This window comes from Streptomyces sp. NPDC006265 (assembly GCF_040613555.1).
In the GTDB taxonomy this organism is placed as follows: Bacteria; Actinomycetota; Actinomycetes; order Streptomycetales; family Streptomycetaceae; genus Streptomyces.
In genome coordinates, this window is sequence record NZ_JBEXSH010000143.1 from 1 (window position 1) to 13,831 (window position 13,831).

At 70.8% G+C, this 13,831-nt stretch carries 11 protein-coding genes; 8 read left to right on the forward strand and 3 right to left on the reverse strand.

The window, feature by feature from the left end:
- On the forward strand, nt 1–738 hold a 738-nt coding region (locus tag ABZ281_RS14575), incomplete at its 5' end, for an ROK family protein (protein WP_356655443.1).
- A 15-nt stretch (nt 739–753) separates the two neighbouring features.
- Here ABZ281_RS14575 and ABZ281_RS14580 read toward each other — a convergent pair.
- Both ABZ281_RS14580 and lon read right to left on the reverse strand, forming a co-directional pair.
- Complete coding sequence (locus ABZ281_RS14580; protein WP_356655459.1) at nt 754–2,124, reverse strand: IS4 family transposase; 1,371 nt, start codon at nt 2,122–2,124, stop codon at nt 754–756.
- A 138-nt stretch (nt 2,125–2,262) separates the two neighbouring features.
- Nucleotides 2,263–4,698 carry an endopeptidase La gene (gene lon, locus ABZ281_RS14585; RefSeq protein ID WP_356655445.1) on the reverse strand — a complete coding sequence of 812 codons (2,436 nt, stop codon included), beginning with the start codon at nt 4,696–4,698 and terminating at the stop codon, nt 2,263–2,265.
- Between the two features lie 250 nt (nt 4,699–4,948).
- Here lon and ABZ281_RS14590 point away from each other — a divergent pair, with 250 nt between their 5' ends.
- Nucleotides 4,949–5,239, forward strand: coding sequence for a hypothetical protein (locus ABZ281_RS14590; protein ID WP_356655447.1), 291 nt, complete (start codon nt 4,949–4,951; stop codon nt 5,237–5,239).
- Between the two features lie 8 nt (nt 5,240–5,247).
- Complete coding sequence (locus tag ABZ281_RS14595) at nt 5,248–5,532, forward strand: GNAT family N-acetyltransferase (protein WP_356655449.1); 285 nt, start codon at nt 5,248–5,250, stop codon at nt 5,530–5,532.
- Between the two features lie 12 nt (nt 5,533–5,544).
- Here the strand turns inward: ABZ281_RS14595 and ABZ281_RS14600 are convergent, their stop codons facing one another.
- Nucleotides 5,545–6,345 carry a rhomboid-like protein gene (locus tag ABZ281_RS14600; RefSeq protein ID WP_356655451.1) on the reverse strand — a complete coding sequence of 267 codons (801 nt, stop codon included), beginning with the start codon at nt 6,343–6,345 and terminating at the stop codon, nt 5,545–5,547.
- A 162-nt stretch (nt 6,346–6,507) separates the two neighbouring features.
- Here ABZ281_RS14600 and ABZ281_RS14605 point away from each other — a divergent pair, with 162 nt between their 5' ends.
- The 5 genes from ABZ281_RS14605 (at nt 6,508) to ABZ281_RS14625 (ending at nt 13,544) form a co-directional block, all read left to right on the forward strand.
- Entirely contained in the window at nt 6,508–7,185 is a 678-nt protein-coding gene (locus tag ABZ281_RS14605; RefSeq protein ID WP_356655453.1) for a spermidine synthase, read from the forward strand.
- 136 nt (nt 7,186–7,321) lie between these two features.
- Nucleotides 7,322–8,062, forward strand: a complete 741-nt coding sequence (locus ABZ281_RS14610; protein ID WP_030851757.1) for a response regulator transcription factor — start codon at nt 7,322–7,324, stop codon at nt 8,060–8,062.
- The gene (locus ABZ281_RS14615) at nt 8,059–9,171 is read left to right on the forward strand and encodes a HAMP domain-containing sensor histidine kinase (protein ID WP_356655455.1); all 1,113 of its coding nucleotides are present in this window, start codon (nt 8,059–8,061) and stop codon (nt 9,169–9,171) included. Before ABZ281_RS14610 ends, ABZ281_RS14615 begins: the two co-directional genes overlap by 4 nt.
- A 281-nt stretch (nt 9,172–9,452) precedes the next feature.
- On the forward strand, nt 9,453–13,277 hold the full coding sequence (locus ABZ281_RS14620) for a multifunctional oxoglutarate decarboxylase/oxoglutarate dehydrogenase thiamine pyrophosphate-binding subunit/dihydrolipoyllysine-residue succinyltransferase subunit (RefSeq protein ID WP_356655457.1): 3,825 nt from the start codon (nt 9,453–9,455) through the stop codon (nt 13,275–13,277).
- Nucleotides 13,278–13,364: 87 nt separating this feature from the next.
- The gene (locus tag ABZ281_RS14625) at nt 13,365–13,544 is read left to right on the forward strand and encodes a DUF6104 family protein (protein ID WP_003992906.1); all 180 of its coding nucleotides are present in this window, start codon (nt 13,365–13,367) and stop codon (nt 13,542–13,544) included.
- The last annotated feature ends 287 nt before the right edge of the window (nt 13,545–13,831 follow it).

The following is a 13,831-nucleotide window of genomic DNA, read 5'->3' on the forward strand; positions in this document are numbered from 1 at the left end:
CTGCGGCGGGCCGGGGTCGCACGCGGCTCGCTGCGGGCCGTGGGCGTGGCGACGCCGGGGATCGTCGAGGCCGACGGCACGGTGCGGCTGGGCACGGCGCTGCCGGGGTGGACGGGGCTGCGGCTGGGCGAGCGTCTTGGCCGGTCGTTCAAGTGCCCGGTGCTGGTCGAGAACGACGCCAACGCGGCGGCCGTCGCCGAGCACTGGAAGGGCGCGGCCACCGAGTCGGACGACGTGGTGTTCGTGCTGGCGGGGCTCAGCCCGGGCGCCGGGGCACTGATCGGGGGCCGGCTGCACCGGGGCCACGGCGGAGCGGCCGGCGAGATCGGCGCGCTGCATCTGCTGGGCCGGGGGGTGACGCCCGAGACGCTTCTGTCCACCACGGACGAGCCTCTCCACCCGCTCGACGAGCAGGCCGTGGCCGAGGTCTTCGCACAGGCCCGCGAGGGCGACCAGCGGGCCCGGGCGGCCGTGGACCGCTTCAATCAGCGCTTGGTCCACGACGTGGCGGCCCTCGTCCTGGCCTTGGACCCGGAGCTGGTCGTCATCGGCGGCTGGGCGGCAGGCCTGGACGGTGTCCTGGCTCCCCTTCGCGAGGAACTCGCCCGTTACTGCCTGCGCCCCCCGGAGGTGACCCTCTCCGCCCTGGGAGACGCGGCAGTGGCAACCGGCGCCCTGCGCCTGGCCCTGGACCACGTGGAGGAGCAGTTGTTCACGGTGGAGCAACGGCCCCTTTAGGCCAAGGCCGTGAAGTTATGGGCTGATCGGGCCTGTCAACAGGATGTCGATGCTGATGGTGGCCTTGTAGGTGCGCCGGTCGACGCGCAGGCTCTTGTAGGCGTAGCGGGACAGTGGCCGCTTCACGGCGCGGGGGCTGACGCGCAGTCGGCGGGCGGGCATGAGATTGTCCAGGACTGCCCGGCCGATCGTGCCCACGAGGTCGATGGTGGTGTCGGCGATCACGCCCGCGGCCCGGATGACCTGGTCGCGGGCGGTCTGCAGGGCGATGCTGAAGCCGGCCCGGTCCGGGTCGGTGCCGGGGACGGTGCCGGTGGCGTCGGCGATGGCGATCCTGATCACCTGGTAGACGGTCAGGAGTGCGTATATCTCCTGCGCGATGCCCGGCAGAGTGCGGGCCCGCAGCACACGGCGGCCGAGCATGGACTTCTTGATCGCGAAGTAGGCGGACTCCACTTCCCACCTCTCGTGATACAGCCTGACCAGCTCGAACGCCGGGTATTGGCGGTGATCGAGCAGGGTGGTCGCCAGGCGGTAGACGCCGGTGTGCCGCCCGGCGGTGGTGGCGATGGTGATCTCGCACTCGACGATGCGGACCTCCACCGAGCCGATCCGGGACAGGAAGGAGCCGTCGTCGAACCGGCGCAGGACGGGCGGCTTGCGCACGGCGGAGAGCCGGGCCAGGAATCCGGCACCGGTACCCGCCACGGCCTGGAGGAAGGCGTTGGTGGCAAATCCCCGATCCAGCAGCACGATCATGCCCGGGTGCACCGAGCGCAGCAGGCGCCGTCCGAGAACCGGCTCGCCGGGTTTGCGGGGGCCGAAGACTGCGTCGACGACCGCGCGGGTGCCGCACGCCACCAGTGCGACGAGCAGGACCTGCGGGTACCCGGAGGCGGCGGTGTACTGGTTGGACCCCTTGCCCAGCCCGGCCCGCACGTCCGGGGCGTCGGCGACGTCCAGGTAGGTGCCGTCGACGGCGACCACCAGCATGCCCGCCCAGCGGGCCCCGGCGGTGCGGACCGCGCTCGCCGGGCCGCGCAGCAGGTCGAACAGGGCCCGAAGCGGACGGACCCCGAGGCGGCATCGCGCGTGCCACAGGGCAGTGCCCGTAACCCTCGGGAGCGGCAGCGAGCCCAGGGCGGCGGTCAGCCGGGCCCACACCGCCTGGTAACCGCACTCCTCGAACAGGGCGGCGGCCAGCAGCAGGTAGACCACCACCCGGGCCGGCAGCTTCCGCAGCCGCCGCTGCACCGCCCCGCACTCGGCCAGCACCGCATCGACCAACTCGAACGGCACGATCTGCGTCAGCTCACCCAGATGCCCGGGGGCGAAGAGACCTTCGGCTACCGCGATCTCGCGGCTGATGACACACTGACCCGACAGCGGAGCCTCCGGTGCTGTGAACGGCTTGTCTTGGCGGACCAGCCAGTTCTACCGGGGCTCCGCTTCTCGCGTCCGGCGTCCTTCCAGATCAGACCCCATCTACAGCCACACCAGACCCACTAACTTCACGGCCTTGCCCTAAAGCCTGGGAGGTGCCGCCATCGCCGCGGCCGGAACCTCCGGCGCGGCACCCGCGGTGGCGGGCGCGAGCGCCAGCTCCAGAACCTGGCGGACGTCGGTGACGGCGTGGACGTCGAGCTTGTCCAGCACCTCCGCCGGGACCTCGTCAAGGTCGGGCTCGTTGCGCTTGGGGATGATCACGGTGGTGACACCGGCCCGGTGCGCGGCGAGCAGCTTCTGCTTCACACCGCCGATCGGCAGGACCCGCCCGGTCAGCGAGACCTCGCCGGTCATCGCCACGTCCGTGCGGACCAGCCGGCCGGACAGCAGGGACGCGAGGGCCGTGGTCATCGTGATGCCCGCGCTCGGGCCGTCCTTGGGGACCGCGCCCGCCGGGAAGTGGATGTGCACGCCCCGGTCCTTGAGATCGCCCACCGGCAGCTCCAGCTCGGCGCCGCGGGAGCGCAGGAAGCTCAGCGCGATCTGGGCGGACTCCTTCATCACGTCGCCCAGCTGTCCGGTCAGGGTCAGCCCGGCCGCGCCCGTCTCCGGGTCGGCCAGCGACGCCTCGACGAACAACACGTCACCGCCCGCCCCGGTCACCGCCAGCCCGGTCGCCACACCCGGCACGGACGTCCGCCGCTCGGCCGGGTCCTGGGCGGACTCGGGCACGTGGTGCGGCCGGCCGATCAGGTCGCGCAGGTCCTCGTCCCGGACCGTGAGCGGCAGCTTTCGCTCGCCCAGTTCGTGCTGGGCGGCGACCTTGCGCAGCAGCCGTGCGACGGACCGCTCCAGAGTGCGCACGCCGGCCTCACGCGTGTACTCACCGGCGAGCTTGCGCAGCGCGCCCTCGTCGATGGTCACCTCGTCCTTGTCGAGCCCGGCCCGTTCCAGCTGACGCGGGAGCAGGTGGTCACGGGCGATGACGACCTTCTCGTCCTCGGTGTAGCCGTCCAGGCGGACGATCTCCATCCGGTCGGCCAGCGCCTCCGGGATCGCCTCCAGCACGTTGGCCGTCGCGAGGAAGACGACGTCCGACAGGTCCAGCTCGACCTCCAGGTAGTGGTCCCGGAAAGTGTGGTTCTGCGCCGGGTCGAGCACTTCGAGCAGGGCGGCGGCCGGGTCGCCCCGGAAGTCCGATCCCACCTTGTCGATCTCGTCGAGCAGCACGACCGGGTTCATCGACCCGGCCTCCTTGATGGCCCGGACGACCCGGCCCGGCAGGGCGCCGACGTACGTGCGCCGGTGGCCGCGGATCTCGGCCTCGTCGCGGACGCCGCCGAGGGCGACGCGCACGAACGTGCGGCCCATGGCGTGGGCGACGGACTCGCCGAGGCTGGTCTTGCCGACGCCGGGCGGCCCGACGAGCGCGAGCACGGCACCGCCGCGCCGCCCGCCGACCACGCCGAGGCCCCGGTCGTCGCGCCGCTTGCGCACCGCCAGGTACTCGGTGATGCGCTCCTTCACGTCCTCGAGACCGGAGTGCTCGGCGTCCAGGACCGCCTTGGCGCCCCTGATGTCGTACGCGTCCTCGGTGCGCTCGTTCCACGGCATCTCCAGGACCGTGTCGAGCCAGGTGCGGATCCAGGAGCCCTCGGGCGACTGGTCGGAGGACCGCTCCAGCTTGTCGACCTCCTTGAGCGCGGCCTCGCGGACCTTCTCGGGCAGGTCGGCGGCCTCCACGCGGGTGCGGTAGTCGTCGGACTCCTCGCCCTCCTGCTCGCCGCCCAGCTCGCGCAACTCCTTGCGGACGGCTTCCAGCTGACGTCGCAGCAGGAACTCGCGCTGCTGCTTGTCGACGCCCTCCTGGACGTCCTTGGCGATGGACTCGGCGACGTCCTGCTCGGCGAGGTGGTCGCGCAGTTGCTGGGTGGCCAGCTTCAGCCGGGCCACCGGGTCGGCGGTCTCCAGCAGCTCGACCTTCTGGTCGGTGGTCAGGAACGGCGAGTAGCCGGAGTTGTCGGCGAGCGCCGAGACGTCGTCGATGGCCTGGACCCGGTCGACGACCTGCCAGGCGCCGCGCTTGCGCAGCCAGGCGGTGGCGAGGGCCTTGTACTCCTTGACCAGTTCGGCGGTCTGCCCGGGCAACGGCTCCGGGACGGTCTCGTCGACGCTGGGGCCCTCCACCCAGTGGGCGGCGCCGGGACCGGTGGTCCCGGCACCGATGCGCACCCGGCTCCGGCCGCGGATCAGGGCGCCCGGGTCGCCGTCGGCCAGCCGGCCGACCTGCTCGACGGTGCCGAGGACACCGGTGCTCGCGTAGGTCCCGTCGATGCGCGGCACCAGGAGTACCCGGGGCTTGCCCGGTGTTGTCCGGGCAGCGGCCTGAGCGGCCTCCACCGCCGCACGGACCTCGGCATCGCTCAGGTCCAGCGGGACCACCATGCCGGGCAGCACGACCTCGCCGTCGAGCGGCAACACGGGCAAGGTGAGCGGTGTGGACGTCGAAGCCATGATCTCCCCTTCGGCAGTCAAGTTGAGCTATGCCGACTCAATGCTTGAGCGGGGCCGGATGTTCCCCACCCGCTGTTCGCTGTCGGCGATCACCCATGACGCCGGGGGCGGACGGGCGCATAGAGCCCTACCGAGTAATAGGCGGTCAGGACAGTCACTCATTACAAGGGGGTGGTGTGGACGGAACCGTGCGGGCGTGGGTGAACGGATGGGTCGTGTCCCGCGAGGCCGCTCCGCCCCTGGCCGAGCCGTGGGGTGGACGATCGACATGGGGATGTGCGGGCACGTCACGCGGCATGTGTTCGGCGCGACGGACGAGGGTCTCGACGAGACGACCGTGCGCAAGGCGGCCGGGGCGGTGACCGGGCAGGGCGTGTGGCTGAAGGCGTTCCGGGATCCGTCGGTGGTAGCGGGCCGGCTGGACGACAGCTGGTGGATCGACCCCGAGCCCGGCTTTCTGATGACGCTCCCGCCGGCGGCGGACGGCGCTCCGGCCACCCTCGACGGCTACCGGCTGCGGGGGGGTCGCGCGGTGGGGTGACCCGCGTGATGGTGGCCGCGCCGGACGGATCCCTGTCGGCACGCGGCCAGATCGCCCCGACGGGCGGGACCACCGTCGTCGACCAGGTCGAGACGGCCCCCGAACACCGCCGCAAGGGTCTGGGCGGCCTCGTCATGCGGACCCTGCAGAACGCCGCCGTCCGGCAGGGGGCACGGACCGGCGTCCTGGCCGGGACATCCGCCGGGCGAGGGCTCTACGAGGCACTGGGCTGGGAGGTGGTGGGCCTGCTGACCAGCGCGAAGCAGGGCCCGTCGGCCTACGCTCGGGCCTGAGGAGCCCGGCGGTCAGCCTCCGGTCCGGCCTGGGCGTGCCGCGTGCCGGCGCCGGACCACCGGCCAGGTCGCGAGCCCGATGCCCAGGGTGATGAGGTGCCCCCAGTTCGTCATCGGGTCGGCGAAGGCCAGCAGGTCCTGGAGCAGCATCCAGCCGAAGCCGGCCAGCAGCGGCAGGCGCAGCCACAGCGGCAGCAGACCGGCCAGGGCGCCGATACCCGCGGCGACCCCGAAGCTGACGCCGTAGTCGAGGCGGTGCAGGGAACTGCCGGGAAGATGCCCGGTCAGCACCGCGAGCCCCACGGGCACCTCGGTGGCGAGGGTGGCGAGGACATGTCCGAGCAGGAAGACCCCGGCCGTGCGCAGGCCTCCGATCCGCCGTTCCAGCGCGGTCAGCACCAGCACGAAGGCGATGGCGAACGGCGAGGTCACCCCGCCGGCCACCCACAGCGCGCTGCCGATCAGCACCAGTTCCGGCGTGCGCACCAGGTGCGCCACGTCCGTACTGGAGCTCTGGAGCAGGGCGCGCACCAGGGTGGGGTCCGCGTACGCGGCGATCAGCGAGGTGAGGCAGAGGACCGTGGCGTAGCCGAAGGTGAACGGCGTACCCGTGGGGGTGGGCAGCAGCAGCCAGGGGCGGAGTGTCCAGGACCGGGGCGCTGCCGCCGGAACGGGCTCCCTTCCTTCCGCGACCGCCGTCCCGCGCGGACCCCGCTGCCGCGGCACCCCGTCGAGCAGCCCCGGCACATCGGAGAAGGGCGCGTCCGCCGACATCGGTGTGGCCGGCTCGTGGGGCGGCGCGGTGCGTTCCAAAACGGGCACTCCTTCCGTCGCGTCCCAGCCTTCGCTCCGCACTCCGCGCTGTCTGTGACCTGCGCCACGCGAGAGCCGATTCACAGCAACCCGAAAGCCTCGTGCTGCGTCCCCCCATGAATTGCCGGGCGTCACGCCGCCCACTCCTGCCAGGATGCCCCCATGCCTAGCTCGTACGACATTCCCTATGTCCTGGACCGTCGCGAGGGCCCGCACGGTGAGGTGGCGCTGCGGCGGCACGGTGACCTGCTGGAGATCATCGCCAACGGCTGTTTCCTGATGGACACCTCCGACGGCCGCTCGGAGCGGCGGCTGGTCGACGCGGCGCTGGACGCCCTGGACGGCCGGGACCGCCCCCACGTCCTGATCGGCGGACTCGGCGTCGGCTTCTCCCTCGCGCACGCCGCGGCGGACCCGCGCTGGGGACGGATCACGGTGGTGGAACGCGAGCACGCGATCGTCGAATGGCATCTGGACGGCCCGCTCTCCGCCCTGTCCGCCCGGGCGCTGGCGGACCCCCGCGCGCAAATCGTCGAAACCGATCTCGTCGCACACGTCAATGAGACATCCGACACGTACGACGCCCTATGCCTCGACATCGACAACGGACCCGGCTGGACGGTCACGGAGGGCAATGGAAATCTCTACCGGGCAGCCGGACTGGCAAGCTGTGCAAGGGTGTTGAGACCCGGCGGGGTTCTGGCCGTCTGGTCCGCCCAGCCGTCACCGGAATTCGAAGAAACCTTGCGGAATGCCGGGTTCCAACGGGTGCGTACCGAAGAGATCCCGGTTGCCCGGGGCGTTCCGGACGTGGTGCACCTCGGCATCCGCCCTGGATAGCAAAGGCGTGCTGACTCCCCGTACGCTGCTCCTCTGACGCCGATCATTCAAGCGTCAATCGCAACCATGCGCAGGCATAGCCAGTCAGAAGGAATCACCCCACTGATTCCGGGAAAGCACACCCCAGGGGCGGGCGATGGAGCAGACACAGACCTCCCACAACGGTTCGGCGACGGCTACTCCGGGCGCACAGCGCCGGGTCCTGGTGGTCGAGGACGACGCGACGATCGTGGACGCCATCGCGACCCGCCTGCGGGCCGAGGGATTCCTCGTGCAAACAGCGGGTGACGGCCCGGCCGCGGTCGACACGGCCGAGGCGTGGCAGCCCGACCTGCTGATCCTCGACATCATGCTGCCCGGCTTCGACGGGCTGGAGGTCTGCCGGCGCGTGCAGGCCGCCCGCCCGGTGCCGGTGATGATGCTCACCGCGCGCGACGACGAGACCGACATGCTGGTCGGGCTCGGCGTCGGTGCCGACGACTATATGACCAAGCCCTTCTCGATGCGGGAGCTGGCGGCGCGGGTGCACGTCCTGCTGCGGCGGGTGGAGCGGGCCGCCATCGCGGCGGCCACCCCCCGCTCCGGCATCCTGCGCCTCGGTGAGCTGGAGATCGACCACGCGCAGCGCCGGGTCCGGGTGCGCAGCGAGGACGTCCACCTGACGCCCACCGAGTTCGACCTGCTGGTGTGCCTGGCGAACACCCCACGCGCGGTGCTCTCCCGTGAGCAGCTGCTCGCCGAGGTCTGGGACTGGGCGGACGCCTCCGGCACCCGCACGGTCGACAGCCACATCAAGGCGCTGCGCCGGAAGATCGGCGCCGAGCGGATCCGCACGGTGCACGGCGTCGGTTACGCCCTGGAGACCCCGACGCCATGAGCGGTGGCCCGGCCGGACGGAGAGCCCCCGGGGAGCCGGATCCCTGGGGCGGCGTGAGCCCGTTCTCGATCAAGACCAAGCTGGGTGCGCTCGTCGTCATCTCGGTGCTGATCACCACGGGCCTGTCGGTGATCGCGGTGCACACCAAGACGGAGCTGCGCTTCATCACGGTCTTCTCGATGATCGCCACACTTCTCATCACGCAGTTCGTCGCCCATTCACTCACCGCACCGCTGGACGAGATGACCGCGGTGGCCCGTTCCATCTCGCAGGGCGACTACACCCGCCGCACGCGGGAGAACCGCCGTGACGAACTGGGCGACCTGGCCGTGACGATCAACGCCATGGCCGACGAGCTGGAGGCCCAGGACAGCCAGCGCAAGGAACTCGTGGCGAATGTCTCGCACGAGCTGCGCACGCCCATCGCGGGCCTGCGCGCGGTGCTGGAGAACATCGTCGACGGGGTCACGCGGGCCGACCCGGAGACGATGCGCACGGCACTGAAGCAGACCGAGCGCCTCGGGCGGCTGGTCGAGACGCTGCTGGACCTGTCCCGCCTGGACAACGGCGTCGTACCGCTGAAACAGCGACGGTTCGAGGTATGGCCGTATCTGTCCGGCGTACTCAAGGAGGCCAACATGGTCGCCTCCGTGCGCGCGGGCATCGCGACCGGCTCGGGCAGTCACACCCGTACGGACGTCCATCTGCACCTCGACGTCCACCCCCCGGAGTTGACCGCGCACGCCGACCCGGAGCGCATCCACCAGGTCGTCGCCAATCTCATCGACAACGCGGTCAAGCACAGCCCCCCGCACGGCCGGGTGACGGTGAAGGCGCGGCGCGGCGCCCTGCCGGAGTCGCTGGAGCTGGAGGTCCTGGACGAGGGACCCGGCATTCCGAAGTCCGAATGGCACCGCGTCTTCGAGCGGTTCAACCGCGGCACCACCAAGCGGCCGCAGGGGCCGGGCAGCGACGGCGGCACGGGACTCGGCCTGGCGATCGCCCGTTGGGCGGTGGACCTGCACGGGGGCCGGATCGGAGTGGCCGAATCCGAGCGGGGCTGCCGGATTCTTGTCACCCTTCCGGGACTGGCACCTCTGCCAAGTTGACGTAAAGTTCGAAGCGGAGCCACAAGATCCACGGACGTCCTTGCTGACCGACACGTGTGATCTGGCACAGGCCCGCGCCATCGGCGCCCGGGGTCCTGCCCCGCTCTTCCCTCCTGAAGCGGAACCACGCTTGTTTCCCGCCATTTCAAGCCCCGAAACACAGTTCCAGATGTGACTTGCACGACGTTGCACGGGCCCGGCCTGACCTTCCCCGTCCAGGGGGCGTAGCCTTGATTCCCGCTGTCCATCATCTTGTGAAGCGGAAGAGGGCGGTTGCCGCCGTGTCGCCACAGTCCCCCAGTAACTCGAGCATCTCGACCGACACCGACCAAGCGGGGAAGAACCCTGCCGCGTCGTTCGGTGCCAACGAGTGGCTCGTCGACGAGATCTATCAGCAGTACCTCCAGGACCCGAATTCGGTAGACCGAGCCTGGTGGGACTTCTTCGCCGACTACAAGCCGGGGGCGGCCGCCGCCTCGGCTCCGGCGGGTACCGCGGCCGCGGGGGCCGCGGGGACCACCACCGCTCAGGCGGCCGCTCCGGCCGCCCCCGCCCAGGCCCCCGCCCCGGCGGCCGAGAAGCCCGCCGCCGCGCCGGCTCCGGCCCAGGCGAAGCCCGCCGCGCAGGCCCAGGCTCCGGCCCAGGCCCCCGCTCCGGCGCAGGCCGCCCCGGCTGCGAAGCCTGCAGCCAAGCCGGCCGCCGCCGCGAAGAAGGCCGAGCCCGCCGGAGAGGCCCCCCCGGGCCCCGAGCAGATCGTGCTGCGCGGCCCCGCCGCCGCGGTCGCGAAGAACATGAACGCCTCCCTGGAGGTGCCCACGGCCACGTCCGTGCGCGCGGTCCCGGTGAAGCTGCTCTTCGACAACCGCATCGTCATCAACAACCACCTGAAGCGCGCCCGGGGCGGGAAGATCTCCTTCACGCACCTGATCGGCTACGCGATGGTGCAGGCCATCAAGGCCATGCCGTCGATGAACTACTCCTTCGCGGAGAAGGACGGCAAGCCGACCCTGGTCAAGCCGGAGCACGTCAACTTCGGCCTCGCCATCGACCTGGTCAAGCCCAACGGCGACCGTCAGCTCGTGGTCGCGGGCATCAAGAAGGCCGAGACGCTGAACTTCTTCGAGTTCTGGCAGGCCTACGAGGACATCGTCCGCCGCGCCCGCGACGGCAAGCTGGGCATGGACGACTTCACCGGCGTGACGGTCTCCCTGACCAACCCCGGCGGCCTCGGCACCGTCCACTCCGTGCCGCGTCTGATGCCCGGCCAGTCGGTGATCATGGGCGTCGGCTCCATGGACTACCCGGCCGAGTTCCAGGGCACGTCCCAGGACACGCTGAACAAGCTCGGCATCTCGAAGGTCATGACGCTCACGTCGACCTACGACCACCGGGTCATCCAGGGCGCCGCATCCGGCGAGTTCCTGCGGATCGTCGCGAACCTCCTCCTCGGTGAGAACGGCTTCTACGACGACATCTTCGAGGCGCTGCGCATCCCCTACGAGCCGGTCCGCTGGCTCAAGGACATCGACGCCAGCCACGACGACGACGTCACGAAGGCCGCCCGCGTCTTCGAGCTGATCCACTCCTACCGGGTCCGCGGCCACGTCATGGCCGACACCGACCCGCTGGAGTACCAGCAGCGCAAGCACCCCGACCTGGACGTCAACGAGCACGGCCTCACGCTCTGGGACCTGGAGCGCGAGTTCGCCGTCGGCGGCTTCGCCGGCAAGTCGATGATGAAGCTGCGCGACATCCTCGGTGTCCTGCGCGACTCGTACTGCCGCACCACCGGCATCGAGTTCATGCACATCCAGGACCCGAAGCAGCGCAAGTGGATCCAGGACCGCGTGGAGCGCCCGCACTCCAAGCCGGAGCGCGAGGAGCAGCTGCGCATCCTGCGCCGGCTGAACGCGGCGGAGGCCTTCGAGACGTTCCTGCAGACGAAGTACGTCGGCCAGAAGCGCTTCTCCCTGGAGGGCGGCGAGTCCGTCATCCCGCTGCTGGACGCGGTGCTGGACTCGGCCGCCGAGTCCCGCCTGGACGAGGTCGTCGTCGGCATGGCCCACCGCGGCCGCCTGAACGTCCTCGCCAACATCGTCGGCAAGTCGTACGCGCAGATCTTCCGCGAGTTCGAGGGCAACCTCGACCCGAAGTCGATGCACGGCTCCGGTGACGTGAAGTACCACCTGGGCGCCGAGGGCACCTTCACCGGCCTCGACGGCGAGCAGATCAAGGTCTCCCTGGTCGCGAACCCCTCGCACCTGGAGGCGGTGGACCCGGTCCTGGAGGGCGTCTCGCGCGCCAAGCAGGACATCATCAACAAGGGCGGCACGGACTTCACGGTCCTGCCGGTGGCGATCCACGGCGACGCGGCCTTCGCGGGCCAGGGCGTGGTGGCCGAGACCCTGAACATGTCGCAGCTGCGCGGCTACCGCACCGGCGGCACGGTCCACATCGTCATCAACAACCAGGTCGGCTTCACCGCGGCCCCCGAGTCCTCGCGTTCCTCCATGTACGCGACGGACGTGGCCCGCATGATCGAGGCCCCGATCTTCCACGTGAACGGCGACGACCCGGAGGCCGTGGTCCGTGTGGCCCGTCTGGCCTTCGAGTTCCGCCAGGCGTTCAACAAGGACGTGGTGATCGACCTCATCTGCTACCGCCGCCGCGGTCACAACGAGTCGGACAACCCGGCCTTCACCCAGCCGCTGATGTACGACCTGATCGACAAGAAGCGCTCGGTGCGCAAGCTCTACACCGAGTCCCTGATCGGTCGCGGCGACATCACCCTGGAAGAGGCCGAGCAGGCGCTGCAGGACTACCAGGGCCAGCTGGAGAAGGTCTTCACGGAGGTCCGTGAGGCCACGTCCCAGCCGGGCACGGTCGAGTCCACGGACCCGCAGGCCGAGTTCCCGGTCGCCGTGAACACCGCTGTGACCACGGAGGTCGTCAAGCGGATCGCCGAGTCCCAGGTCAACATCCCCGACCACATCACCGTCCACCCGCGTCTGCTGCCGCAGCTGCAGCGCCGGGCGTCGATGGTCGAGGACGGCACGATCGACTGGGGCATGGGCGAGACCCTCGCGGTCGGCTCCCTTCTGCTGGAGGGCGTCCCGGTCCGCCTGGCCGGCCAGGACTCGCAGCGCGGTACGTTCGGCCAGCGCCACGCGGTCATCATCGACCGCACCACGGGCGACGAGTACACGCCGCTGCAGTACCTCTCCGAGGACCAGGCGCGGCTCAACGTCTACAACTCCCTCCTCTCCGAGTACGCGGCGATGGGCTTCGAGTACGGCTACTCGCTGGCCCGCCCCGAGGCGCTGGTGATGTGGGAGGCGCAGTTCGGCGACTTCGTCAACGGCGCCCAGACGGTCGTGGACGAGTTCATCTCGTCGGCCGAGCAGAAGTGGGCCCAGACCTCCGGTGTCGTCCTGCTCCTGCCGCACGGCTACGAGGGCCAGGGCCCGGACCACTCCTCGGCCCGCCCGGAGCGCTTCCTCCAGATGTGCGCGCAGAACAACATGACGGTCGCCATGCCGACGTCGCCGTCGAACTACTTCCACCTCCTGCGGTGGCAGGTGCACAACCCGCACCACAAGCCTCTGGTGGTCTTCACGCCGAAGTCGATGCTGCGCCTGAAGGCGGCGGCGGCGAAGGCGGAGGAGTTCACGACCGGGCAGTTCCAGCCGGTCATCGGTGACTCCTCGGTCGACGCGGCCGCGGTCAGGAAGGTCGTCTTCTGCGCCGGCAAGGTCTACTACGACCTCGAGGCCGAGCGTCAGAAGCGCGGTGCCACGGACACGGCGATCATCCGCATCGAGCGCCTGTACCCGCTGCCGGGTGCCGAGCTCCAGGCGGAGATCAAGAAGTACCCGAACGCCGAGAAGTACCTGTGGGCCCAGGAGGAGCCGGCGAACCAGGGTGCCTGGCCGTTCATCGCGCTCAACCTGATCGACCACCTGGACCTGGCGGTCGGCGCGGACGTCCCGCACGGCGAGCGGCTGCGGCGGATCTCCCGCCCGCACGGCTCGTCCCCGGCGGTGGGTTCCGCGAAGCGGCACCAGGCGGAGCAGGAGCAGCTGGTGCGTGAGGTGTTCGAGGCGTAAGTCGCCCTCGCGCGTCCTGTACGGCCGGGCCGCATCCCCGCATCGGGGGTGCGGCCCGGCCGTTTGCGCGCACTTATCCTTGAGGGCATGTACTTCACCGACCGTGGCATCGAGGAACTGGAGAAGCGGCGCGGCGAGGAGGAGGTCACCTTCGAGTGGCTCGCCGAGCAGCTGCGGACGTTCGTCGATCTCAATCCCGACTTCGAGGTACCGGTGGAGCGGCTGGCCACGTGGCTGGCGCGGCTGGACGACGAGGACGACGAGTAGGGACGCGTCGTCTTCGGCCGGCCCACGCGGCGAGGAGCGGGGGAGCGCCGGCGTCGGCCGTCCCACGCGCCGGACGTGTCAGTCGCGGGGGTGGGTGAAGGCGTAGGTCAGGCCCAGTGCGCCGTGCGCGAGGAGCAGGGCCCCGGCCGTGGCCCAGCCGCCACCCCGCCGCCGCAGGCCCCGCACCAGGAGCCGGGGATGGGGGGCGAAACCGCATCAGAGGGCGCTCCTTTGGGGAGGGGCGGGGGCGAGGTGACCCCGAGGAACCGCAGAGCGGACTGCCGGGA